Consider the following 23,336-nt stretch of genomic DNA (forward strand, 5'->3'; position numbering starts at 1 on the left):
TCACCGAGGAGGTCGCCATCAGCGCCTAGCGACACGCCCGACGGAGGATTCGTTTCGTACACCACGCCTAGGGACTTGACCCGTCGTAGCCGGCCTCCGCCTCGTCCGACCAGTCCTGGATCTGCTCCTCGGTGACCGGGACGCCCTTGATCGTCTCCATGCATAAATCGTAATACGAAATTCCGACCGGTCAAGGCTGCCGCCAGCGGAGTTATCCACAGGGCACCGGCGCCCGATCATGGACCGATGTCGAGGGCCCGTGCTTTCCTCTTCGGGCAGGGATCACCACACACAAGAAAACTGATGGCCTACATGGCAGAGGGGTCGGCTCCCTCACCCCGGGTAAGAACGCCCAGACAAAAACTGATAGCCGCTACCAAACACACACACCAAGCGAAGCAGCACCGATCCCCGCGCAAGCCCCACCGAAAACTACCGGTCGGGCTTGGCCTGCCCTTGGCGTTGGAGCGGTCGCTACGCCTCGGGATCCCCCACCCCACGAGAGGAAGCGGACCGCACACCAGGTCCCACCACGAACCGGGTGTGCCGCACGAGGTCGACCGCCGTAGTTCGTGCGGCACACCCTCCCAAGGGTGGTGAACAGCCAATGGGCACCGCAGCACGCGCCAACCTGCTCACCCTCATCCCCCGGCTCCTGCCCGACGCCATCCCCGACATGCGTAGCGAGCCGATCCCGGACCTTCCCCCGGTCACCGACCGGCAACGCCAGCAACTGCTCGCCGAGCTCCGCTCCCCGGGCAACAACGACTTCGCCGACGCCCTCGCCGCCACCGGCAACTGCTCCCGCCCGATCCGGCTGATCGGCTCCTCCATGCGGGTCGACACCACCACCGGCGAGATCGTCTCGAGCTTCGCCAGCGCTGAGCAGCCCCTCAGCGTCCTGCACGTCCCGTGCCGCAACCGCCGCGCGTCGAAGTGCCCCTCCTGCTCCCGCACCTATGCCGGTGATGCCTACTGGCTGTTCCGCACCGGCATCTCCGGCGGGAAGACGATCCCGCCGCGGGTGCGGGACAACCCGCTGGTCTTCGCGACCTTCACCGCCCCCTCCTTCGGCGCCGTCCACGGGCACCGCGACGGACCGTGTCGCCCCCGCCGAGGCAACCAGATCTGCGAGCACGGCCGGCCGATCGGCTGCTCCCGATGGCACGCGAAGGACGACCCGCAGGTCGGGCAACCACTTTGCGCGGACTGCTACGACTACACCAGCCACCTTCTGTGGCAGTGGTGGGCACCGACCCTGTGGCAGCGGTTCAACGTGGCGATCAAGCGGACCATTGCCAAGCACCTCGGCGTGCCGGGCTCGATGTTCACCGAGCACGCGTACGTGAACTACGCCAAGGTCTCCGAGCTCCAGGCCCGCGGGGCCATCCACTTCCACGCCATGGTCCGCCTCGACGGACCCAAGAGCGCCCGGGGCTACGAACCCGCCCCCGACAGCGTCGACGCCCAGGTCCTCGCCCGACTCATCAAAGAAGCCGCCGAGTCCGTGCGCCTGGAAGTGCCCGGGGCCACCCCCGACGACGTACGCCGCGTCCTCTGCTTCGGGGCGCAGCTCGACGTCGTCGAAGTCCACCCCGGCAGGCGCGAGGACGCCCCGGACGAGGCGATCACCGATGACCACGTCGCCCGCTACCTCGCGAAGTACGCCACCAAGTCCGTCGCCGACTGCACCGTCGTCGGGAACGCCCACCACGCCCGGCTGCGGGCCACCGCGTACGCCCTGGCCGAACGCAGCACCGACGCCACACCGGCATGGGAGGCCATCGGACAACCGGCCCCGTACGAGCGGATGAACCGCGCCGCGCACGAGCTCGGCTTCCACGGCCAGTTCGCCACCAAGTCCCGCATGTTCGGCCTCACCTTCACCCAACTCCGCACCGCCCGCCGCCGCGTCCGGATCCTCGAAGAACGCGCTCGCGCCACCGGTGAAGTCCTCGACCTCGCCGCCCGCGAAGCCGAGCTCTACGCCCGTGATGCCCTCGACGACGAGACCACCGTGGTCATCTCCCAATGGACCTACGCCGGCACCGGCTGGGCCAACGAAGCCCAAACCCTCCTCGCCAACGCCTCCGCCGCCGCAGCCCGCGAATACACACGGGAGGAAGCAGCAGAACGCAGGAACCAGTCCACCAACTCTCGGGGAGATCAGCACCATGAAGACGAATGAGCACGATGACGACGACCGGCTGTGGTCGGTCACGGACGTCGCCAGGTACCTCGGCGTCTCGAAGAACACGGTCTACTACTGGCGGTCGGAGGGCCTCGGGCCCAGGTCGCGGCGGATCGGGAAGCACGTCCGCTACCGGCGCGAGGACGTGATCGCGTGGGTCGACGCCCAGCCCGAGCGGGTGGCGTGATGACCCGCCGACGGATGCAGCCCGGCGAGAAGGGCGAGATCTACTACGAGCCGGTGCCGACTGGCTGGAAGGCCGCGCAGTACTTCCGGGACCACTCCGGTCGTCGACGTCGTGGCACCGGGATCGGGTCGACCAAGACGATCGCGCGGCGGAACCTCCGCGCCAACATCGAGGCTTCCATGGCGGTCGGTGGCGGCGGCTACCTTCCGACGACGAAGTTCGAGGTCGCGGTGCGGGACTGGCTGGCCACCATCCAGGCCGCTGCCGAGAAGGGCTCCCGCTCCCCCACGACGTACGACACGTACGAGCGCAGCGTTCGGGTCCACGTCCTGCCGGCGCTGGGCCAGGTCCGGCTCTCCGACCTGACGACCGGCACCTTCGACCGGTTCCTCGCGGACCTGCACCAGCGGACGGGCTTCGCGACAGCCAAGACGGCACGCACGGTGCTCAACGGAACGTGCGGCCTGCTCATGCGCCGCGACGTCCTGCGGACGAATCCGATGCGCGACGTCGGCCGCATCGAGAAGGGCGAGTCGTCCGCTCCTCGTGCGCTGACGCTCGACGAGGTCCATGCGCTGCTCGACGTCTTCGACGCCAGCGACTACGCCGGCCGCAAGGACCTGCCGGATCTCGTGAGGTTCTTGATGGCGACAGGAGTGCGGATCGGGGAAGCGCTCGCGATCCGCTGGGCCGACGTCGACCTCCAGGCGGGCATCGTGATCGTCGAGGCGACCGTGGTCCGGGTGCGCGGCCGGGGGCTCGTGCGGAAGTCGACCAAGTCCGACGCCTCCGACCGCACCCTCCGTCTGCCGGAGTGGGCGGTCGAGCTGCTGCAGCGTCGGTTCACCGGTCAGGACCTGCTCGCGCCGGTCTTCCCCGACAGTCGCGGCGGGTGGAGGGATCGCAGCAACGTCGGCCGCGACATCCGCGTCGTGCTCCGTGACTCGGCGTACGGCTGGGTCCGCTCACACACCGCCCGGCGCACCGTGGCGACGATCCTCGACCTGCAGGGGATGAGCGCCCGTGCGATCGCCGACCAGCTCGGACATGCCCGGCCGTCGATGACGCAGGACGTCTACATGGGCCGACGGGTGGTGTCAGGAGCCGCGAGCCATCTCGAGGGCCTGGCGCCGGTCGTCCAGATGCCGCCGAAGAGCGCCGAAGACACCGCATGACGCGCGCCAATGTGACCACTTATGTGACCACCGCAGCGGAAATGACTGAGGGCCTGACCGCATTTCTGCTGGTCAGGCCCTCGTCTTGTACGCCATCAGGGACTCGAACCCCGAACCCGCTGATTAAGAGTCAGCTGCTCTGCCAATTGAGCTAATGGCGCCCGTTGAAGCGAGGTAAACATTAGCAGCGGACGAGCGCGGGGTGAAATCGGGGTCGCGTTGCCTGCATCACTGCGCCCGAGAGCCTCGCCACGTGCGCCCCCGCGCCCGCCCGCTGGCCCCTACGATCACGGCATGAAGAACGTCGAAGGCAAGATCGTCCTCATCACCGGCGCCGCGATGGGCATGGGCAAGCTGTACGCCGAGCGCGCGGTCGCCGAGGGCGCCCTCGCGGTGGTCCTGTGGGACATCAACCGCGCGGCCCTCGCCGAGACCGCCGACCAGCTGCGCCAGGCCGACGGCACGACCGAGGTCCACACCTACCTCGTGGACGTCTCGGACCGCCACGCGATCGAGGCCAACGCCGCGCTCGTCCTCGAGCAGGTCGGCACCCCCGACATCCTGATCAACAACGCGGGCGTCGTGCGGGGCAACAAGTACTTCTGGGAGACCGACAACGCGGCCGACACGGAGTTCACGATCCGGATCAACACCCTCGCGCCGATGTTCATCACCCGCGCGTTCCTGCCCGCGATGATCGAGAGCGGCCGCGAGGGCCGCCTGGTCAACGTCGCCAGCTCCGCCGGCTTCGTCGGCAACCCCCGCATGGCTGCGTACGCCGCGTCGAAGTGGGGCGCGATCGGGTTCTCCGACTCGGTCCGCCTCGAGCTCGACCAGGCCGGCCTCAAGCAGCTCAAGGTCACCACGGTCTGCCCCTACTACGTGAAGACCGGCATGTTCGAGGGCGCGAAGTCCGGCCTGCTGGTCCCCCTCCTCGAGCCCGACCACGTCGTCGACGAGGTGTGGAAGGCGATGCGCAAGGGCACGCCGTTCGTGGTGCTGCCCAAGACCGTGCTGGTCAACGAGGCGATCAAGGGCCTGCTGCCGACCGGCCTGCGCGACCTCTTCGTCGGCAAGGTCATCGGCATCCACAAGAGCATGGACGAGTTCAAGGGCCGCGACTGACCCGGGCGCTCCAACGACGAACGCCGCGTCCCGGTCCGGGGCGCGGCGTTCTGTGTCGTGCGTGGGGTCAGAGGTAGAGGCCGGTCTCGGCCTCGCCGAGTCGGTCGGCAGCCACGGCGTGGACGTCCTTCTCGCGGAGCACCACGTAGAGCTCGCCCTGGACCTCGACCTCGGCCTTCTCCTCCGGGTCGAACAGGACGCGGTCGCCCGGCTCGACGGACCGCGCGTTGGGACCGACGGCGGTCACGCGCGCCCAGGCGAGGCGGCGGCCACCCATCGCGGCGGTCGCCGGGATGACGATGCCGCCCGAGGAGCGCCGCTCCCCCGCGTCACGGTCGATCTCGACAAGGATCCGGTCGTGGAGCATCTTGACCGGCGTCTTGTCGCCGGCCGGGATGGCCGACGGGGTCACCGGTTGCTGAGCTTGCGGATCACCACGAAGGCGGCGACCACACCGGCGACGCCGCCGACGACCTTCAGGATGTTGTCCGTGCGCGGGGCGCCGGTCTCGAGGTCGACGAAGGTCGCCTTGACGGCCGTCGCCTGGCGGTTGGCGATCGTCTTGGGGTGGGCCCGGTAGACCAGCTGGTCGATGGTGCCGGCGAGGCGCTCGCGGGTCGCCTCGATCTCCTGCTCGATCTGGCTCATGTCGTTGGTCACGCGAGGAGGTTACTACGCGGGTCCAGAGGCTCAGGTGCGCGGCGAGCGATCGGCGACGACGGCGTCGACCGCGTCACGGAGCGCCTTGACGAAGACGTCCTCGCCGTAGCGGTCGGCGTGGTCGCGGATCGCGTCGGGGTCCCACGTGGCGGCGTCGACGGCGGCGAGGCCGACCCGCACCGCCTCGGCCGTCGGCTGGTCGACGAACACGGCGGTCACGCCCTCGACCTGCGTCTCCAGGAACCCTCCCCAGCGCAGCACGATGCTCGGCCGGCCGAACGACGCCGCCTCCAGCGGGGTGAGGCCGAAGTCCTCGTAGCTGATCGCGATGAGCGCCGTGCAGCCCCGGTAGAGCCAGGCGAGCTGCCCGTCGGAGATGTTCTGCAGGAAGAGGATGTTGTCGCCGGCGAGCTCGCGCAGCGCATCCTCCTCGGGTCCGCGGCCGACGATGACCAGGCGCCGGCCCGGCTCCTCGGCGTACGCCGCGACGACGGAGCGGACGTTCTTGTAGGGCAGCAGCCGCGAGACGCAGAGCTCGTAGGGCCGGCCATCGAGCCACGCCTCCACGTCGGCCATCGGCTCGGAGGCATGGGAGCGGGTGTCGGGCCAAGGCGCGGGCAGGACCGTCGAGTCCAGGCCGTACGCCGCGTGGATCCGGTCCTGGACGAGGTTCGAGATCGCGATGTACGCCGCCGCCTCGCGCGCGGACCGCCGGTCCCACAGCTTCAGCAGCGGGCGCAGCACGAACAGGATCAGCGACTCGAGGAAGCCCGGGTGGTCGCCGAGGTAGCGCGAGGACTGGTGCAGCCAGCGGGCCGGCGTGTAGCAATAGACGAGCTTGCGGCCGCGGGTGCGCATGCCGTGGGCCCAGCCACTGCTGCTGACCAGCACCACGTCCGCGTCGATCTCCATCGACGAGGCCGCGAAGGGCAGCAGCGGCAGCGCCGCCCGGTGGTTGTGGCGGAAGAAGGCGAAGCGGTTGAGCCACGAGGTGCGGACGTCGAGGTCGGCGTACTCGGGGAAGGTCTCGGCGGGGTCGTAGAGCGTCGTGTGGACCGTCGCCCCCGGGAAGGCGCGCGCCATCGCGAGGACGACGCGCTCCGCCCCACCGCGCTGGGTGAGGTAGTCGTGCGCGATCGCCACCTTGAGCGAGGATCCCGTGTTGGTCACGCGGTGAGGCTATCGGTCGTGTCGCGCACAGGTCGCGGTGTGGGCCGCGGGCCCGCATAGCGGCGGATCGCCTTGCGGGCGGGCTCCTCCACGAGCACGTGGGCCAGCCAGCCCGTGACCACGAGCAGCACGATCACGCCGAGGAGCGCGAGGCCCCGGCCCGGGCGCCCCCACTGGTCGGCCTGGAGCCGCGCCAGCAGGGCGTAGCTCGCGATCAGCACGAGGAAGTGCGAGAGGTAGATGCCGTAGGAGATCTTGCCGAACCAGTGCAGGAACCGGCCGCCGACCACCTTCGCGAAGCCGCCGGTCGCGCACGACGCCGCGAGGATCAGCAGGACGAGGAGCGGGTAGAGCGGGACCGTCGGGTGGAACGTCGTGCCGAGGTTCATGCCGATGCAGCCCGCCACGGCGGCGACACCGGCGAAGAGGGCGATCCGGTCCCAGTGGCGCGACGTGCGGACGTGGTCGGGCAGGTCGCGCCAGACCAGCGCGATGATGCAGCCCGAGCTGAAGGTGACGGCCATGCGCAGCCACGCCTGGGTGTGCGACCACTCGTACATCTGCATGCCCTGGTAGCGGACCCAGAGCACCGAGGCGCCGCCGACCAGGATCACCGTGAGCAGGCCCAGGCGCACCCACTGGCTGCGCAGCCGCAGCAGGACGAGGGCGAGCAGCGGGAACGCGACGTACGCGCCGGCCTCGGGTGAGAGCGACCACGAGGGCAGGTTGATGACGGTGTTGGGGGCGATCTCGTGGACCAGGAAGACGTTGGCCAGGACGTTGCGGACCCCGAGGTCGCCCTCGACGCCGTAGCCGATCAGCGCGCGGATCACCCGGTCGTAGACCAGGATCGCCGCCAGCATGGTCACGTGGAGGGGCCAGACGCGAGCCACGCGCAGCACCAGGAAGCGGCGGGTGCCGGCCCAGCTCGGACGCGAGAGCATCGCCAGGTAGTTGCGGGTCAGCAGGAAGCCGCTCATCACGTAGAAGAGCTCGACGCAGATCATCAGGCCGGAGAGCTCGAGGGTGAGCCCCTTGGCAGCGGGGTGCAGCAGGATCAGGGTCGGGAGCAGGTGCACCGACACGACCGCGATCGTCGCGAAGCCGCGCAGGCCCATCAGGGCCCGGATCTCGTCCTGGATGCCGGAGTCGCTCACTGGCGCGCCGCCCAGGCGAGCGCCGGCTTCTCGACGGCGTGCCAGGTCAGGGTCGCGAGCAGGACCGAGCCACCGAGGACCAGCAGCGGGGCGACCACAGCGGTCGTCGCGTCGTCGCCCCCGAGGAGCCGGACGTGGGAGTCGATCCGCGCCAGCGTCAGGATCACCGGGTAGTGCCAGAGATAAGCGCCGTACGAGACCACGCCAAGATGAAAACACACCCGGTTGTCGCACAGGGCCGCAATGCGTGAGGAACGTCGCCGGGCAGCCGGTTCGGCGACGAGCACGAGCAGCGCTGCGGCCGCGAGGGCCATCGCGCTGCCCACGAACCACGGGTGCGGCCCGGTCACCAGGTGGGTCAGGACCGCACTCGCGACGAGCATCGCGCCGCACCCCGCGAGGACGGACGCGCGGGAGAAGCTGCGGAAGCGGCCCTGCTCCAGCGCCACGACGAGGACCGCCACGAGCACGCCCGCGCCGAAGTTGTCGGCGACGCCTGCCGCGCTCCGGCTCAGCACCGCGACGCCGTGGGGGCCGAACTCCGCGACCACGCTGGGCAGCCCGCTGGCGCGCCACCAGTGCTCCGCGACGAGCCGCGTGACCCAGCCGAGCAGCAACAGCGCGGCACCGAGGAACGCCGCACGTCGCAGCACACGCTCGGCTTGACGCGCCATCCGCTGCAGGACCAGCGCGCTGACGAGGGGCACCACCAGGTAGAAGCAGAGCTCGGCCGTGAGGGACCACGACGGGTTGATGCCGGTCTGCAGCGTGGCCGGGAAGAGGCTGTGGACGAGGAGCAGGTTGGCCGCGAGGTCGCCGGGGTCCGTCATCCGGCCCGCTCCCGTCGCCGTGCCCGGGACGCCCGTCGTCACCGCGTTGCCGAGGTACACGGCCGCGGCCGCGTCGCTGAGCAGGAAGACCACGACGTACGCCGGGTAGATGCGCGCCAGCCGCCGTGCGGCGTAGCGGCGCAGGTCGACCGGGGGTGTCTCCCCCGCTGCTGCACGCAGGAACGGCAGCGTGATCACCAGGCCGGAGAGCGCGAAGAACAGGACCAGCCCGCCGGCCATCACCTGCAGCACCGGGGCGGGGACGGTCCGCGGCGTCCAGTTGACCCAGGTGTGGGCCAGCACGACGCCGAGGAGCGCGAGTCCGCGCAGTCCGGTGACGCCGGTGATGCGGGTCGTGACGCGGGGGTGGGCCGCGCGGCTCTCGGTCACGGTCCGTCACCGGAGCGACGGGCCAGCGAGAGGCCGATGAGGAGCGAGAAGACAGCCGTGGCCGGGGCCTGCGTCACGACCGGGTAGTCGAGCTGCAGCGCGACCAGGCAGAAGGCGGCGACGCCGCAGGCGAGCACCACCTCCTCGAAGCGGCCGCGGTCGACCACCAGCAGCCGCAGGACCAGGGCGACGAGGACCAGCCCCGTGACGCCGGCCAGCACCAGGCCACCGCGGTAGAGGGTCAGCAGCGGCGCGTTGGCGACCACGTTGACCTTCCACGCGACGGCGGTGTCGCGGAACTCCATCCGGTCCCAGCCCAGGCCCCACCACCAGTGCCCGGCGACCGCGTCGGCGAAGCCCCCGAGCGCCTGTCCACGCGCCGTCGAGCCGGTGTCGTAGGGCGTGAACGAGGTCAGCAGCCGCTCGCGCAGCACGGGGACCGCAAGCAGCAGCACGGCCGCTCCCACCCCGGCGGCCACCACGAAGCCCCGCTGCCTCCCCCGCGCGACGAGCGCGACGAGACCGATCGCGACGAGGGCCGTGCCGAGCGCAGAGCGGCTCAGGGTCAGGGCCAGCGCGAGGCCGATCACCGTCACGAGGACGGCACGCAGGGCACCGCGCGACGTCGCCAGCGCGAGCAGCAGGGCGACCGCGAGGACCAGGCCGGCGATGTTCGGCTCCACGAAGGTGCCGGTCAGTCGCAGCGACTCCCCCTCGACGCCGTGGACGAACTGCGCGTTGCCGCCCTCGGGGCGGTAGCCGACCACGCTCAGCCGGGCGAGGAGCCGGCCGTCGGGGTCGATCCGCAGTAGAACGATGCCGATGAGCGAGGCGGCCGCCGCACCCGCGACGAACGTCCTCACGACGACCCGCCGGCCGGCGGCGGTCAGGTGGCGCACCGGCACGACGACGGCCGTGGCGACCAGCCACGCGGCGTACTCGAGGAGCGCGCGGGGGCTGGGGTCGGTGACCAGCACCGAGACCAGCGCGACCACGGCGACCACGCCCAGCACCGCCTCCGGCCACCCCGGACGCAGGCGTACGCCGGGCAGGAAGGCGAGCGCGACCCAGATGCCGACACCGAGCACGAGGACGAGGGGCGCCTCGAGGCCCGGGAGCTTGGCGTAGGGGGCGAAGCCCAGGACGAAGGCGAAGGCACCCAGGGTGATGCGCGGGTGGACGGTGGTGATCCAGCCGGCCACCAGCGCGAGGAGGGCCGCCACGATGCCGATGCGGACCGACGTCGACCCGGGGATGAAGGCCCCGACGAGGACGGGGACCCCGAGCACGATGACGGCGAGCACGGCGACGTCGCCGCGCGAGCGGGGGCGGAGACCGGCGAGGCTCCGGGAGACCGACGGCGTGCTCATGCGCCGAGCCAGTCGAGCACGGCGTCGCGGCCCCGCCGCGACGTCCACAGCGCCTCGTTGGTCGCGTGGAGGCGGGCACCTTCGGCGGCCGCTGCGTCGGCGTCCAGCAGGAGTGCGCGGCACCGCTCGACGAACCGGTCGTCGTCGACGGCGTCGAGGCCGAGGAGGCCCTCGACCGAGCCCACCCCGGCCGGGCTGGTCACCACGGGCAGCCCGCGTGCGGCCGCCTCGAGCACCTTCACGCGTACGCCGCCCCCCACCGCCACCGGGGCGACCATCGCCCGGCAGCCGGCGAGCAGCGGAGCGACGTCGGGGACCTCGCCGTGGTCGCGGACGCCCGGCAACGTGACCGAGGGTCCTTCGGGGCGGGGTCCGACGAGCCAGAGCTCGGCTCCCGGGATGCCCCGCGAGATCGAGGGCCACCAGGCGAGCATCCGGTCCACCGCGCGGGCGTTGGGCGGCCAGTGCCGGTTGCCCAGCAGGACCAGGCGCGGCGCCGAGCCGGCGACGTCGGCGGGCGGCGCAGGCGGCAGCGTGAGCGGCAGCCAGTGGGCGTCGACGCCCTCGGCCCGCCGTGCCGCCATCTCCGCGGCGTCGTAGCCCGCGACCGCGCGGGCGACATGGGCGATGCGTCGTTCGTCGCGCTCGATCCGGCGGGCCTCGAGGCGGCCGGCGAGACCACGCGAGCGCCAGACCGGCGCCTCGCTCACCTCGGTCGACACGAGCAGCCGGCCGGGGTCGGCACCGGACCGGAGGTACGGCTCGGCCAGGTAGGAGTGGACCGCGACGACCCGGTCGGCGGAGCAGTCACGCACCGCCTCCACCAGGCCGTCGACGTCGAACCGCTCGTGCACCAGGCTGCGGCGGCGTACGACGGAGCGCACCGCGGTGCGGGCCAGGGCGACCGGTGGCTTCGGGACGCGCACGACGCCGGGGTCGAAGCGCCCGGGCTGCTCGCTGAGGCAGATCAGCTCGGTGTCGTGGCGCTCCTCCGCGATGCTGCGCAGCAGCCCGAAGAGGGTGACGTCACCGCCACGCGCCGTCGCCGGGTCCTTGCCCAGCAGGAACGCGAGCCGCGGACGCGCAGGCGCGCTCACGCAGCCGAGGTCCTTCGCGTGAGGTCGCCGTAGACCGCCGTGGCGTAGGCACCCGACATGACCAGGTCGGCGCAGAGGAACGCGATCGCCGCGCCCGGCTCGCCGAGGTCGCGCAGCAGGAGCAGCACGCCCACCTTGACCGTGAGGCTGACGGCCGTGACGACCAGACGGAAGCGGTCGCGGTGCTGGAGGACGAGCACGACGGTGGCGACGGAGCTCAGGGTGCGCAGGAAGCTGACCGGCGCGAGGAGGCCGAAGGTGACCCACAGCGAGCTGTCGGCGCCGACCGCCCAGAGGCTGGCCGAGAGGACGGCGAGGACCGTGCCGGTCGCGCCGGCGAGGACGAACCCCGTGCGCAGCTGCGGCCCCGCGCTCACGTGACCACGCGAGGCCCGCAGGTCGCTGTGGAACGTCGTGCCGAACGACTGACCGAGCGCCGCGAGCGACCAGACCACCGTGGCACCGAACGAGTAGTAGCCGGCCTGCGCGGCGTGGCCGGTCGCGCCGAGCAGCAGTACCTCGACGTGGACGTAGGCCACACCCAGCACGGACTCGCCGAGGATCACGAACGAGCGCGTGTTGATCTCCGGGAACGACGGCCGCGCGTGGGTCATCGACTGGAGCCCGAGCAGGACCGGGAGCGCGGTGCCCGTGAGGTAGAGCGCGGCTGCGAGGCCGATGTCGGGGTGGTGCGCGAGCAGCAGGTAGCTGCTGCCCATCACCATGCCGAGGACCTGGCGGATCGCGTCGGAGCGCTGGGCCCGGTCGGGCTGGCCGTCACGGATCAGGGAGCTGCGGGCTGCCTGGAACGCCACGTCGCTGCCGGCCTTGATGATCGCGAAGCCGCCGACGAGCGAGAACGGCCAGGCGATGACGCCGGCCATGATCAGGGTGAAGCCGAAGATCGCCCGGGTCGTGCGCTCGCGCAGGAAGACGTCACGCGTGACCCGCGGGCCCCGGGTCGTGAAGTAGCTGTCCAGGGGCACACCGAGGAGCGAGCCCGCCGCGAACGACATCGCGTAGGTGCCGTAGGTCTCGATGCCGAAGGTGTGGGCGATCAGCACCGCCCAGACGAAGACGAGGGAGCGGGAGGAATACATCCACCCGGAGGCCTTCAGGGTGCGCGCGACACGGGTGCCCTGCTGGGTCACGGAGTCGACGGGAGGACGCACCTTGACGCCGATGTTCACGCCGGCTCCGGGTCGCGCAGGAGGTGGCGCACCGTCACGGCACCCACCCCGACGAACGCGCCCAGCAGCAGGCCGATGAGCAGGTCCACGGGAACGTGGCGGGAGGAGACCGCGTCGGCGAGCGCCGGGGGCCCGACCACCACGCCGCGTACGCCGGGGTCGTGGGCCGACGCGCCGGCGTTCTCCAGGGCGAGGACCTCGGTGATCAGGCGGCTCGCGACGGCGTCCGCGATCGCGACGGCCTCGCGACGGTGGGTGGACTCCACCTTCACGCCCAGCAGGGTGTCGATCTGGCTGGTCTGGACGGTGATCTCGCGGGCCAGCTTGCGCGGCGTGGTCTTGAGGCCGAGGTCCTCGATCACGGGCGCGAGCACGGCGGACGAGGTGGTGAGCCCCTTGTAGGTCTGGATCCGCGACTGCACGTAGCTGCCGGCGTACGCCAGGTCCTGGCCGGTGTCGACCCGGGAGGCACTGAAGAGGATCTTCGCGGTGGAGGTGTAGCGCGGGGCGCCGAGCAGCAGCACCGCGCCGGCCGAGGCCACGCCGAGGAACATCGCCAGGAGGATGAGGAGCCAGTGCCGGACGAGCACGCCGACGTACGTGCGCAGCTCCACGTCCACCTCCTCCTCGCCCGCCTTGCGCGGGCAAATACCCCCGTCGCGGACGTTACCGCAAAGGATGTTGCTGGTGTGACGATGCCGCGGGCTCGGCGTGACGCGGTTGGCAGGCCCGGAAAACCGGCCGCTACGGTGACGCCATGACCGCGACCCGACTCTCGCCCGGCGACGTTGCCCCCGACTTCACCCTCCCGACCGACGACGGCTCGACCGTCACGCTCTCGGACCTGCGCGGGCGCAAGGTCATCGTCTACTTCTACCCCGCCGCGATGACGCCGGGCTGCACGAAGCAGGCCTGTGACTTCAGCGACAACATCGCCTCGCTCAAGGCAGCCGGCTACGAGGTCATCGGCGTCTCCAAGGACAAGCCGGAGAAGCTCGCGAAGTTCCGCGAGCGCGACTCCCTCACGATCACCCTCGCCTCCGACGTCGACCTCGAGGTGCACAAGGCCTACGCGGCGTACGGCGAGAAGAAGCTGTACGGCAAGCTCGTCGAGGGCGTCATCCGCTCCACGATCGTCGTCGACGAGGACGGCAAGGTCGCCGTCGCGCAGTACAACGTGAAGGCCACCGGCCACGTCGCCAAGCTCCGCCGCGACCTCGGCCTCGACGCCTGATCCACAGGTGGTGCGCCGACGCGGACCGCTTGTCGGTACCGACGCCTAGCGTCATGACCATGAGCGGATCTCGGCCGTATCGGAAGTACACCCCGGAGCTCCTGGCACCCCTCGTCGCGCAGTCGACGTCCGTGGCAGGGGTCCTGCGCTTGCTGGGACTTCGCCAGAACGGCGGCGCGCACGCGCACATCAGCCGCACTATCAAGAGGTTCGGTCTCGATACCTCACACTTCGTGCTCCACAACCCGTCTTCGCAATCGCACCGACGCCGAGCAGCACACGAAGTCCTCGTCCGGCTTCCGGAAGACTCCCGGCGGGCCAAGCCGCCTCAGTTGAAGCGTGCCCTGATGGAGCTAGGGGTGCCCTACGAATGCGCATGCTGTGGCAACGATGGAGCCTGGCGAGGGCTCCCCCTGACGCTCGAGATCGACCACATCGACGGCGACTTCCTCAACAACGTGCCTGAGAACCTTCGGTTCCTCTGTCCCAACTGCCACCGGCAGACACCCAACTTCGCCGGCAAGAGCCGGGGCAAGTACGTCGGCCGGCAGAAGCCTCTTCCAGGGACGGCCTAGACTTCTCGCCGCTCAGCCGAAGTGGCGGAATTGGTAGACGCCCGCGACTTAGGATCGCGTGCCTTCGGGTGTGGGGGTTCGAGTCCCCCCTTCGGCACAACAACGGGTGGACTTCTCGTCACATGCTGACGAGAAGTCCACCCGTTGTCGCGTTACGGGCTCTCAGTCCTCGAGCTCCTCGCGCAGGCGCGGCTCGGTGCGGTTGGCCGGCCTGATGCCCTGCTTGTCGGCGTAGAACGCCCGGACGACGTCCATGTCCGCGGAGACGTCGCCCGACGGCGTGAACGTCGGGCCCATGCCGAGCGTGCGCGTCGGACCGTCGACGAAGCCCATCGACACCGGCAGCCCGGTCTGCTGGGAGATGCGCAGGAAGCCCGGCTTCCAGAACTCCCCCTTGGAGCGCGTGCCCTCGGCGGCGATGCAGAGCAGGAACGAGTCATGCCCCTCGGCCTCGGCGAGGAGCGCGCGGATCGTCTCGCCCGGGTTGGCGCGGTCGAGCGGGATGCCGCCGAAGGCTCGCAGCAGCGGCGCCATCGGCCCCTTGAAGAACGACTTCTTCACCAGCACCTGCGGCTGTACGCCGCTGCTCCAGGCGATCGCCAGCATCGCGATGAAGTCCCAGTTGGACGTGTGCGGAGCGCCCACGAGGATGCCGCGGCGAGGCACCTCGCCGACGAGCTTCCAGCGGGTCAGGCGGAGCAGGGTGCGGGCGAGCTTCTTGCGGATCAGCACGGGGTCCCCTTCGGGGTCGGGTTCTCAGAGCGGGGCGACGCGGCCGGCCTCGACGGACCAGCGTTCGTCGAGGGCGACGTTGTCCAGGAGCCGTCGGTCGTGGGTGACCAGCAGCAGGGCGCCGGCGTAGGAGTCGAGGGCCTGCTCGAGCTGCTCGATGGCGGGCAGGTCGAGGTGGTTGGTCGGCTCGTCGAGGACGAGGAGGTTGACCCCCCGCGCCTGCAGCAGTGCGAGGGCCGCGCGCGTGCGCTCGCCGGGCGACAGTGCCGCCACGGGGCTGGCCACCTGGGCCGCCTTGAGTCCGAACTTCGCGAGCAGCGTGCGGACCTCGCCCGACGCCATCGACGGCACGGCCTTCTCGAAGGCGTCACCGAGCGGCAGCGCCTCGTCGAGACCGGTGCGGGCCTGGTCGATCTCGCCGATCGCGACGCTCGCCCCCAGCGAGGCCGAGCCGGACGTCGGGGCCACCCGGCCCAGCAGCAGGCGGAGCAGCGTGGACTTGCCGGCGCCGTTGGGGCCGGTGATGCCGATGCGATCGCCGGCGTTGACCTGCACCGAGGCGGGGCCGAAGGTAAAGCCGCCGAGCTCCAGCGTCGCCTCGTTGAGGGTCGCGACCACGGACGACGACCGCGGCGCGGCGGCGATCGAGAACTGCAGCTCCCACTCCTTGCGGGGCTCCTCGACCTCCTCCAGGCGCGCGATGCGCGACTCCATCTGGCGGACCTTCTGCGCCTGCTTCTCCGACGACTCGCCCTGCGCCTTGCGCCGGATCTTGTCGTTGTCAGGGCTCTTCTTCATCGCGTTGCGGACGCCCTGGGAGCTCCACTCGCGCTGCACCCGCGCCCGCGCGACGAGGTCGGCCTTCTTGTCCGCGAACTCGTCGTACGCCTCACGGGCATGGCGCCGCGCGATCGCCCGCTCCTCGAGGAAGGCGTCGTAGCCGCCGTCGTAGACGGCCACCTTGTTCTGGGCGAGGTCGAGCTCGACGATCCGGGTCACGCAGCGCGCGAGGAACTCGCGATCGTGCGACACGAGTACGACGCCCTGCCGCAGCCCTGTCACGAAGCTCTCCAGCCGCTCCAGGCCGGCCAGGTCGAGGTCGTTGGTCGGCTCGTCGAGCAGCACGACGTCGAAGCGCGACAGCAGCAGCGCCGCGAGGGCTGCACGCGCCGCCTGTCCTCCGGAGAGGGAGGTCATCAGGGCGTCCGCACCGACGTCCAGGCCGAGCTCGGCGAGCACCGCCGGCACCCGGTCCTCGAGGTCGGGAGCGCCCGAGGCCATCCAGTGGTCGAAGGCGCTCGCGTAGGCGTCGTCGGCGCCGGGCACGTCGGAGCCGAGCAGTGACGCCGTGCGCTCCATCTCCTCCGTTGCCGTGGCGCAGCCCGTGCGACGCGCGATGTAGCCCAGGACGGTCTCGCCCTCGATCCGCTCGTGCTCCTGCGGGAGCCAGCCGACGAAGGCGTCGACGGGCGCGGTCGCGACGGTGCCGGCCAGCGGCTCGTCGACGCCGGCGAGGAGGCGCAGCAGGGTGGACTTGCCCGCCCCGTTGGCCCCGACGACCCCGACGACGTCACCGGGCGCGACGGTCAGGTCGAGCCCCTCGAAGAGTGTGCGGTGGGCGTGGCCGCCGGCGAGTCCGCGGGCGACGAGGGTGGCGCTCACGGTCCTACCGTCCGGCCAGGACGTCGACGACGCGCGGCGCCATGGCACGCAGCGCCTTGCCCCGGTGGGAGATCGCGTCCTTCTGCTCCGGGGTGAGCTCGGCCGACGTGACGTCACACCCGTCGGGCACGAACAGCACGTCGTAGCCGAAGCCGCCGGTGCCGCTGAGCGACCGCGCGACGCGGCCGTGCATCTCGCCGGTCACGACCTCCTCCGCCACTCCCCCGTCAGCCGCGGCGTCGGGCCAGGCGAAGGCCAGCGCGCACGCGAAGTGCGCCGCCCGTCGCTCGTCGGGCACGTCGGCGAGCTGGTCGAGCAGGAGCGCGTTGTTGCGGTCGTCCGACTTCGGCTGACCCGACCAGCGCGCGGAGAGCACGCCCGGCATGCCGTTGAGCGCGTCGACGCAGATGCCGGAGTCGTCGGCCAGCGACGGCAGGCCCGTCGCGAGCACGCCCGCACGCGCCTTCAGCAGGGCGTTGCCCGCGAAGGTCGGGGCGTCCTCCACCGGCTCGTCGTACGCCGAGACGTCGTCGAGGCCGAGCACCGCGATGCCCGGGACGAGCGGCTCGAGGATGCGCCGCAGCTCGCCGAGCTTCTTGGCGTTGCGCGTCGCGAGGAAGACCTCAGGCACCGAGCGCCTCGCGCTGCAGCCGGGTCAGATCGGCGCAGCCCTTCTCGCCGAGGGCCAGGAGCGCATCGAGCTCGGCGCGGTCGAAGGCAGCGCCCTCGGCGGTGCCCTGGACCTCGACGAACTTGCCGTCGCCGGTCATCACGATGTTCATGTCGGTCTCGGCGCGGACGTCCTCCTCGTAGGGCAGGTCGAGGCGCGGGACGCCGTCGATGATGCCCACGGAGACCGCGGCGACCGAGCCGGTGAGCGCCTTGTCCACGCCGAGGGTGCGACAGGCGTCGGCCAGGGCGACGTACGCACCCGTGATCGCGGCCGTGCGCGTGCCGCCGTCGGCCTGGAGCACGTCGCAGTCCAGGTTGATGGTGTTCTCGCCGAGCGCCTGGTAGTCGATGACCGCGCGGAGCGAGCGGCCGACGAGGCGGGAGATCTCGTGGGTGCGACCGCCGACGCGGCCCTTGGTCGACTCGCGCTGCGAGCGCTCGTGCGTCGAGCCGGGCAGCATGGCGTACTCAGCCGTGACCCAGCCCAGGCCCGAGCCCTTGCGCCAGCGCGGAACGCCCTCGGAGGCCGACGCGACGCAGAGCACGCGGGTCTTGCCGAACTCGACGAGCACCGAGCCGGCGGGGTGGTCGAGCCAGTTGCGGGTGATCTTGATGTCGCGGAGCTGGTCGTTGCTGCGGCCGTCGGCACGGAGGGAGGTCATGCGCCCGAGACTATCGGGACCCTCTGACGTCCCAGCGGCGCGCGTCCACGGGCCTCGACCACCGCCATCCGCGCAGCCCACGGCCCGAGGTCCCGCGCGCGGCGCCCGCACCACGGCACCCCCTCGGTCACCATCCAGTGCAGGTCGCTGCGCCAGGTCGGCACCGCTCCGCCCTCGCAGGCGTCCCCGGGCAGGTCGTGGAGCCAGCCGAGCTCGTTGAGCCGCTCGCCGAAGCACCTCGCCAGCGACCGGTGGCCCCGCTCGGAGGGATGGAGCCGGTCGACGGACCAGAACGCCCGCTCGAGCACCTCGGGCCGCTCCCCGAGATCGACCTGCACCCCGCCGTACGCCGCGTGGATCTCGGCGTACACCTCGTTGAGGAAGGCGATCCTCGCGTGCAGCGGCCGCCGCAGGACGCCGGGGAGGCCGAACACCCGGCCGTGGTCGTGGAAGCGCACGGTCAGCAGGAGGGCACCCGTCCCGTGGAGGGCCGCGGCCGTCTCGAGGAGCTCGCGGCGGATCCGCTCGCGGTCCCACGTCGAGCGCATCGTGTCGTTGACGCCGACGATCAGCGAGGCGACGTCCGGCCGGTGCGCGAGGGCCTCCGGCAGCTGCTTCGTGCGTACGTCGGAGACCACCGCCCCGCTGACCGCGAGGTTGCAGAACGACACGTCGTGGCGCGATCCGAGCGCGTCGGCCAGGAGGCGCGCCCACCCCCGCCAGCCGGCCGGGACGGCATCGCCGACGCCGTGGGTCACCGAGTCACCGAGTGCTGCGAAACGCACGTACCCCATGCCGCCAGCGTGGCGGCACGGGGTACGTGTGGGAGGGGTACGGGTGGCGCGTCGCGCAACCCTGGATGAACTACTTCACCTCGGTGCGCTGGATCCGCCAGATGCCGGCCACGAACGGCACGACCACCCACAGCAGCGTCGCGGTCGCAAGGTGTCCCCACTGGTCTCCGGTGGGCGCCGCCGTGTCGTAGAGGATGCCCTTGGCGGTGCCGAAGTCGATCCACTGCAGCTTCTCCGTGCCGCTCGTCCAGACCTGCGCGACGATGCTGACGACCATCGGCACCGCGAAGTAGGCCACGATGGCGAAGGCCGTGCTGAGCAGCAGCGCCCCGAAGGCGAAGCCCTGCAGGGCGCCGAGGAAGATCGCGAGGAAGACCCGGCCCAGCCAGGCGACGGTCACGCCGTCCCAGCCGTGGCCCGTGAGCGGCGTGAGCACGGCGGCGATGGCCACGGCGATCACGAGCGCCCCCACGACGAAGCCGAGGGCGGCGACCAGCTTGGCCGCCACGATCCGGCCCCGGTGCGGGGTCAGCGTGAACGTCGCCAGGCCGGTGCGCTGGCCCCACTCCTGGGTGACCAGGAGGATCGCGAGCACGGGCAGCAGGAAGCTCTGCGGCACGCCCGACATGGCCAGCAGCTCGGAGAAGCCGAGGTCGTCGCGGTTGCCCCAGATCAGCACGCCGCCGTTGACGGCGACCGTCACGATCGCGACGACCGCGAGCAGCCACAGGCCGGCCTTCGTGTCGGCCATCTTGCGGAGCTCCACCCCCACGAGCCGCCCGAACGACGGACGCCGGTCGCGGTTGTCGTCGGCGGCGTGGGCACCGCCGGGGGCGGTGAGGTCGAGTGCGTGGCTCATGCCATGACTCCTTCGGTGAAGGTCTCGCGCTGGGTGTCCGCGGTCAGCTCGAGGAAGAGGTCCTCGAGGCCGCCGTCGGCGGGACGGAGCTCGATGAGGGTGATCTGGTGCTTGGCGGCCAGGCGGCCGATCGCGACCGCCTCGGCGTCACCGCGGAAGCCGTCGCCCACCGGGGTGAGCGCGATGCCCTCCTCGGCCGCGACCCGGGCCAGCTCCTCCTTCTCGACCGCACGGACGTAGGTGCCCGCCCCCGCGACGAGCTCGGAGGCCGTGCCCTGCGCGACGATCTCGCCCCGGCCGATCATGACGATGTCGTCGGCGATCAGCTGCACCTCGGTGAGGAGGTGGCTGGAGAGCAGCACCGTGCCCCCGCGATCGGCGTAGTCACGCAGCAGTCCGCGCATCCAGCGGATGCCCGCCGGATCCAGTCCGTTGGCCGGCTCGTCGAGAATGAGGATCTCGGGGTCTCCCAGCAGCGCGTGCGCGATGCCGAGGCGCTGCTTCATGCCGAGCGAGTAGTTCTTCACGCGGCGCTTCGCCTCAGCGGGCGTGAGGCTGACCATCGCCAGCACCTCGTCGACGCGCTCCTTCGGCAGCCCCATCGTCTGCGCGGCGATCACGAGGACCTCGCGACCGGTGCGGCCGCCGTGCTGGGCGGACGCGTCGAGCAGGACCCCGACGCGACGGCCGGGGTTCGGCAGGTCGGCGTACCGGCGGCCGTCGAGGGTGACGGTGCCACTGGTCGGGGCCGTGAGGCCGACCATGACCCGCATGGTGGTGGACTTGCCCGCTCCGTTGGGCCCGAGGAAGCCGGTGACCCGGCCTGCGCGCGCCACGAAGCTCACGTCCCTGACCGCGACGAAGTCGCCGTACGTCCGGGTGAGGTTCTCGACCTTGATCATGCAGCCAACCCTGCCCGGCCGACGGTGGCCGGACATCGGTCCCGGGTCGCGACCGCGCCCCTACCAAAGTCATCGCCCGTACGCCGCGGGTCGGGTCCCCGGGGGCTTCCGCTCCCCTAGCCTGAACGCGTGCCCACCGAGACGCCTGCGCCGCCCCTCACCTGGCGGTCCCATGCCTGGCGCTACGCGCTCTGCCTGGCGATCTCGGCGATCGGCTGGGGCAGCGTCTTCGACAAGCAGTGGCACGAGCACCGGGGCCTGTGGTGGCTCGACCTCGGCGTCGGGTGCCTCGCGTACGTCGCGGTGGCGTTCCGCCGGCGCAGCCCCCTCTCCTTCGCACTCCTGCTCAACGCCGCCGCAGCCGTCTCGGGCCTCGCCGCCGGCCCCGCCGTCCTGGCCGCGGTGTCGCTGGCCTCGCGCCGGGTCTACCGCGAGATCGCGCTCGTCGGCCTGGTCAGCTTCAGCGCCGGGATCTCCTTCACCAAGATCGAGCCGCAGCAGCACCAGGACTCGTGGTGGCTGGACCTCGTCGTCAACCTCGTCGCGACCGTGGCGATCCTCGGATGGGGCCTCTACATCGGCTCGCGCCGCGAGCTGATCGCCCGCCTGCAGGCCGAGGTCGCCCAGGCTGCCGCCGAGCAGGAGCGGCGCTCCGACCAGGCCCGCACCGCCGAACGCGGCCGGATCGCGCGGGAGATGCACGACGTCCTGGCACACCGGATCTCGCAGATCTCGATGCAGGCCAACGCGATCATGTTCCGCGAGGACCTCTCCGCCGGGCAGATCCGGGAACACGTCGGCGTGATCCAGGCCAACGCCGCCGAGGCGCTCGCCGACCTGCGCTCCGTGCTCGGTGTGCTCCGCGACCCGGCCAGTGGCGCACCGCTCGACCGCCCGCAGCCGACGTTCGCCGACCTGACCGAGCTCGTCGCCGGGGAGGTCGCCGCAGGCGCGAGCGTCACCCTGCGCACGGACGTCCACGGCGACGTGCCCGAGCTCGCCGGCCGCACGGCGTACAGGATCGTGCAGGAAGCGCTCACCAATGCGCGCAAGCACGCGCCCGGCGCCACCGTGCAGGTCGACGTGAGCGGTGGCCCGGCCGACGGACTCACGCTCGTCATCCGCAACCCCCTCGGCTTCTCCTCCCGTACGCCGGGCGCCGGCCTCGGCCTCGTCGGCCTCCGCGAGCGCGCCGAGCTCGTGGGCGGCACACTGGACGCGGGCAGGGAGCTGTCCGCGTGGGTGATCAGAGGATGGATCCCGTGGGAGAAGTGATTCGCGTGGCGCTCGTCGACGACGACGCGCTCGTCCGGTCGGCGCTCGGCCTGATGATCGGCGGGCAGCCCGACGTCGAGCTGGTCGGCGAGGGCAGCAACGGGGCCGAGGCCCTCGAGCTCTGCGCGAAGCAGTCGCCCGACGTGGTGCTGATGGACATCCGCATGCCGGTGATGGACGGCCTCGAGGCAACCCGCCACCTCCACGCCCGCCCGTCTCCCCCGCGGGTCATCGTGCTCACGACGTTCGACGCGGACGACTACGTCACCACGGCGCTCGCTGCCGGCGCCGACGGCTTCCTGCTGAAGGACACCCCGCCGGCCGACATCGTGGCGGCGATCCGCCAGGTGGCAGCCGGTGACCCCATGCTCTCTCCCTCAGCGACCGCGTCGCTGATCCGCCGGCTCCGCGCCGACAGCAGCAACCCCGCCGAGGCACGCGCCGACGCCGCCCTCAGCCGGCTCTCCTCGCTCACCGAGCGGGAGCACGAGGTCGCGCTCGCCGTCGGCCGCGGGCTCTCCAACGCCGAGATCGCGAAGGAGCTCTACCTCTCCGTGCCGACGGTCAAGGCGCACGTCGGCCGGCTCTTCGACAAGCTCGGCACGACCAACCGCGTGCAGATCGCGATCTGCGTCCACGATGCCGGCCTGCTCTGAGGCCGGCTCAGACCTCGTAGACCGCGCCCTTGGTGGCGAGGTGCAGCGGACCGGACCAGACCTCCTGGGCCTCGGCGACCGCGGTGCAGGTGTCGTGCCAGGCCGGGATGTGGGTCAGCACGAGCGTGTCCACGCCTGCCTTGAGCGCGACCTCCGCCGCCTGCCGGCCGGTCATGTGGATGCCCGGAGGGTTCTCGTCGCACTCGCGGAAGGCCGCCTCGGCGAGGAAGAGGTCCGCGTCGCGGGCGGCGTCGACGAGCGAGTCGCACACGTCGGTGTCGCCGCTGTAGACGAGCACCCGGTCGTCGGCCTCGACGCGCAGCGCGTAGGCCTCGACGGGGTGGAGGACGGGGATCGCGGTCACGGTGAACGGGCCGAACGCGACCGGGCCGTCGTACACGAGGAACTCGAACTCCTCGTTCATCCCCGGGTCCTCGTCGAGGTCGTAGGCCTTCGCCATCCGGCGGTCGGTGTCGTGCGGGCCCCAGCAGGGGATGCGCGGCGCGGGACCGGTCGGGTGGTACTTGCGCATGACGTAGTAGCCACAGAGGTCGAGGCAGTGGTCAGCGTGGAGGTGGCTGACGAAGACGGCGTCGATGGTGAGCGGGTCGACGTGGTTGTGCAGCTCGCCGAGAGCGCCGCTGCCGAGGTCGAGGAGGATGCGCCACGTGCGGCCGGCCTGGTCCTCAGACTCGACCAGGTAGCAGCTCGCGGGAGCCTCTGGCCCGGGGTAGGAACCCGCGCAGCCGATCACCGTCACCTTCACGGGAG

At 71.5% G+C, this 23,336-nt stretch carries 25 protein-coding genes and 2 tRNA genes; 9 read left to right on the plus strand and 18 right to left on the minus strand.

Annotation, left to right across the window (positions count from 1 at the left end; translation table 11 throughout):
* The first annotated feature begins 607 nt into the window (after positions 1-607).
* The 3 genes from IEX47_RS15950 to IEX47_RS15960 are packed head-to-tail and all read left to right on the plus strand — an operon-like array spanning position 608 to position 3,553.
* Positions 608-2,188 (plus strand): replication initiator, encoded by a 1,581-nt coding sequence (locus tag IEX47_RS15950; RefSeq protein ID WP_188785014.1) that lies wholly within the window; start codon positions 608-610, stop codon positions 2,186-2,188.
* Positions 2,175-2,378 (plus strand): helix-turn-helix transcriptional regulator, encoded by a 204-nt coding sequence (locus IEX47_RS15955; protein ID WP_188785015.1) that lies wholly within the window; start codon positions 2,175-2,177, stop codon positions 2,376-2,378. The genes IEX47_RS15950 and IEX47_RS15955 overlap by 14 nt, the downstream gene beginning before the upstream one ends.
* The gene (locus tag IEX47_RS15960; RefSeq protein WP_188785016.1) at positions 2,378-3,553 is read left to right on the plus strand and encodes a site-specific integrase; all 1,176 of its coding nucleotides are present in this window, start codon (positions 2,378-2,380) and stop codon (positions 3,551-3,553) included. Before IEX47_RS15955 ends, IEX47_RS15960 begins: the two co-directional genes overlap by 1 nt.
* An 88-nt stretch (positions 3,554-3,641) precedes the next feature.
* On the opposite strand, the gene IEX47_RS15965 is transcribed toward IEX47_RS15960, so the two are convergent.
* A tRNA-Lys gene (locus tag IEX47_RS15965) sits at positions 3,642-3,714 on the minus strand.
* Between the two features lie 133 nt (positions 3,715-3,847).
* Between IEX47_RS15965 and IEX47_RS15970 the strand changes: the two genes are divergently transcribed.
* Complete coding sequence (locus IEX47_RS15970) at positions 3,848-4,678, plus strand: SDR family oxidoreductase (protein ID WP_188785017.1); 831 nt, start codon at positions 3,848-3,850, stop codon at positions 4,676-4,678.
* 67 nt (positions 4,679-4,745) lie between these two features.
* Here IEX47_RS15970 and IEX47_RS15975 read toward each other — a convergent pair whose 3' ends face one another.
* Genes IEX47_RS15975 through IEX47_RS16015 form a run of 9 tightly spaced genes read right to left on the minus strand, consistent with a single transcriptional unit; the run spans position 4,746 to position 13,156 of the window.
* Positions 4,746-5,045 carry a GroES family chaperonin gene (locus IEX47_RS15975; RefSeq protein ID WP_188785069.1) on the minus strand — a complete coding sequence of 100 codons (300 nt, stop codon included), beginning with the start codon at positions 5,043-5,045 and terminating at the stop codon, positions 4,746-4,748.
* A gap of 41 nt (positions 5,046-5,086) precedes the next feature.
* Positions 5,087-5,338: a DUF3618 domain-containing protein gene (locus IEX47_RS15980; protein WP_229662935.1), complete on the minus strand. Its 252-nt coding sequence runs from the start codon at positions 5,336-5,338 to the stop codon at positions 5,087-5,089.
* A gap of 30 nt (positions 5,339-5,368) precedes the next feature.
* Positions 5,369-6,508: a glycosyltransferase gene (locus IEX47_RS15985; protein ID WP_229662936.1), complete on the minus strand. Its 1,140-nt coding sequence runs from the start codon at positions 6,506-6,508 to the stop codon at positions 5,369-5,371.
* Positions 6,505-7,665 carry an acyltransferase family protein gene (locus IEX47_RS15990; protein WP_188785018.1) on the minus strand — a complete coding sequence of 387 codons (1,161 nt, stop codon included), beginning with the start codon at positions 7,663-7,665 and terminating at the stop codon, positions 6,505-6,507. Before IEX47_RS15990 ends, IEX47_RS15985 begins: the two co-directional genes overlap by 4 nt.
* Positions 7,662-8,885 carry an acyltransferase family protein gene (locus tag IEX47_RS15995; protein WP_188785019.1) on the minus strand — a complete coding sequence of 408 codons (1,224 nt, stop codon included), beginning with the start codon at positions 8,883-8,885 and terminating at the stop codon, positions 7,662-7,664. The genes IEX47_RS15990 and IEX47_RS15995 overlap by 4 nt, the downstream gene beginning before the upstream one ends.
* Positions 8,882-10,255 carry a hypothetical protein gene (locus IEX47_RS16000; protein WP_188785020.1) on the minus strand — a complete coding sequence of 458 codons (1,374 nt, stop codon included), beginning with the start codon at positions 10,253-10,255 and terminating at the stop codon, positions 8,882-8,884. Before IEX47_RS16000 ends, IEX47_RS15995 begins: the two co-directional genes overlap by 4 nt.
* On the minus strand, positions 10,252-11,352 hold the full coding sequence (locus IEX47_RS16005; RefSeq protein ID WP_188785021.1) for a glycosyltransferase: 1,101 nt from the start codon (positions 11,350-11,352) through the stop codon (positions 10,252-10,254). The genes IEX47_RS16000 and IEX47_RS16005 overlap by 4 nt, the downstream gene beginning before the upstream one ends.
* Positions 11,349-12,542, minus strand: coding sequence for a lipopolysaccharide biosynthesis protein (locus tag IEX47_RS16010; RefSeq protein ID WP_188785022.1), 1,194 nt, complete (start codon positions 12,540-12,542; stop codon positions 11,349-11,351). The genes IEX47_RS16005 and IEX47_RS16010 overlap by 4 nt, the downstream gene beginning before the upstream one ends.
* The gene (locus IEX47_RS16015) at positions 12,539-13,156 is read right to left on the minus strand and encodes a YveK family protein (RefSeq protein ID WP_188785023.1); all 618 of its coding nucleotides are present in this window, start codon (positions 13,154-13,156) and stop codon (positions 12,539-12,541) included. Before IEX47_RS16015 ends, IEX47_RS16010 begins: the two co-directional genes overlap by 4 nt.
* Before the next feature lie 143 nt (positions 13,157-13,299).
* On the opposite strand from IEX47_RS16015, the gene bcp reads away from it, so the two are divergent.
* The 3 genes from bcp to IEX47_RS16030 all read left to right on the plus strand — a co-directional run bounded on the left by bcp (position 13,300) and on the right by IEX47_RS16030 (position 14,448).
* Positions 13,300-13,776, plus strand: coding sequence for a thioredoxin-dependent thiol peroxidase (gene bcp, locus IEX47_RS16020; RefSeq protein WP_188785024.1), 477 nt, complete (start codon positions 13,300-13,302; stop codon positions 13,774-13,776).
* Between the two features lie 59 nt (positions 13,777-13,835).
* Entirely contained in the window at positions 13,836-14,351 is a 516-nt protein-coding gene (locus IEX47_RS16025; protein ID WP_188785025.1) for an HNH endonuclease signature motif containing protein, read from the plus strand.
* Between the two features lie 15 nt (positions 14,352-14,366).
* A tRNA-Leu gene (locus IEX47_RS16030) sits at positions 14,367-14,448 on the plus strand.
* A 65-nt stretch (positions 14,449-14,513) separates the two neighbouring features.
* Here IEX47_RS16030 and IEX47_RS16035 read toward each other — a convergent pair.
* From IEX47_RS16035 to IEX47_RS16065, 7 genes are all read right to left on the minus strand, one after another.
* Entirely contained in the window at positions 14,514-15,083 is a 570-nt protein-coding gene (locus IEX47_RS16035) for a 1-acyl-sn-glycerol-3-phosphate acyltransferase (RefSeq protein WP_229662937.1), read from the minus strand.
* A gap of 24 nt (positions 15,084-15,107) precedes the next feature.
* Positions 15,108-16,745 carry a ribosomal protection-like ABC-F family protein gene (abc-f, locus tag IEX47_RS16040; RefSeq protein ID WP_188785026.1) on the minus strand — a complete coding sequence of 546 codons (1,638 nt, stop codon included), beginning with the start codon at positions 16,743-16,745 and terminating at the stop codon, positions 15,108-15,110.
* 4 nt (positions 16,746-16,749) lie between these two features.
* On the minus strand, positions 16,750-17,376 hold the full coding sequence (locus IEX47_RS16045; protein WP_188785027.1) for a non-canonical purine NTP pyrophosphatase: 627 nt from the start codon (positions 17,374-17,376) through the stop codon (positions 16,750-16,752).
* Positions 17,369-18,079: a ribonuclease PH gene (rph, locus tag IEX47_RS16050; RefSeq protein WP_188785028.1), complete on the minus strand. Its 711-nt coding sequence runs from the start codon at positions 18,077-18,079 to the stop codon at positions 17,369-17,371. The genes IEX47_RS16045 and rph overlap by 8 nt, the downstream gene beginning before the upstream one ends.
* On the minus strand, positions 18,076-18,873 hold the full coding sequence (locus IEX47_RS16055) for an SGNH/GDSL hydrolase family protein (protein WP_188785029.1): 798 nt from the start codon (positions 18,871-18,873) through the stop codon (positions 18,076-18,078). Before IEX47_RS16055 ends, rph begins: the two co-directional genes overlap by 4 nt.
* 70 nt (positions 18,874-18,943) lie before the next feature.
* A complete protein-coding gene (locus IEX47_RS16060) occupies positions 18,944-19,732 on the minus strand; it encodes an ABC-2 transporter permease (RefSeq protein ID WP_188785030.1) in 789 nt (262 codons plus the stop codon).
* Complete coding sequence (locus tag IEX47_RS16065; RefSeq protein WP_188785031.1) at positions 19,729-20,634, minus strand: ABC transporter ATP-binding protein; 906 nt, start codon at positions 20,632-20,634, stop codon at positions 19,729-19,731. The genes IEX47_RS16060 and IEX47_RS16065 overlap by 4 nt, the downstream gene beginning before the upstream one ends.
* A gap of 129 nt (positions 20,635-20,763) precedes the next feature.
* Between IEX47_RS16065 and IEX47_RS16070 the strand changes: the two genes are divergently transcribed.
* Together IEX47_RS16070 and IEX47_RS16075 are read left to right on the plus strand one after the other, a co-directional pair.
* Complete coding sequence (locus IEX47_RS16070; protein WP_188785032.1) at positions 20,764-21,909, plus strand: sensor histidine kinase; 1,146 nt, start codon at positions 20,764-20,766, stop codon at positions 21,907-21,909.
* Positions 21,906-22,565 (plus strand): response regulator, encoded by a 660-nt coding sequence (locus IEX47_RS16075; RefSeq protein ID WP_229662945.1) that lies wholly within the window; start codon positions 21,906-21,908, stop codon positions 22,563-22,565. The genes IEX47_RS16070 and IEX47_RS16075 overlap by 4 nt, the downstream gene beginning before the upstream one ends.
* Positions 22,566-22,572: 7 nt before the next feature.
* Here IEX47_RS16075 and IEX47_RS16080 read toward each other — a convergent pair whose 3' ends face one another.
* A complete protein-coding gene (locus IEX47_RS16080) occupies positions 22,573-23,331 on the minus strand; it encodes an MBL fold metallo-hydrolase (RefSeq protein WP_188785034.1) in 759 nt (252 codons plus the stop codon).
* Positions 23,332-23,336 lie beyond the last annotated feature (5 nt).

Source organism: Nocardioides phosphati (genome assembly GCF_014646375.1).
Taxonomy (GTDB): domain Bacteria; phylum Actinomycetota; class Actinomycetes; order Propionibacteriales; family Nocardioidaceae; genus Nocardioides; species Nocardioides phosphati.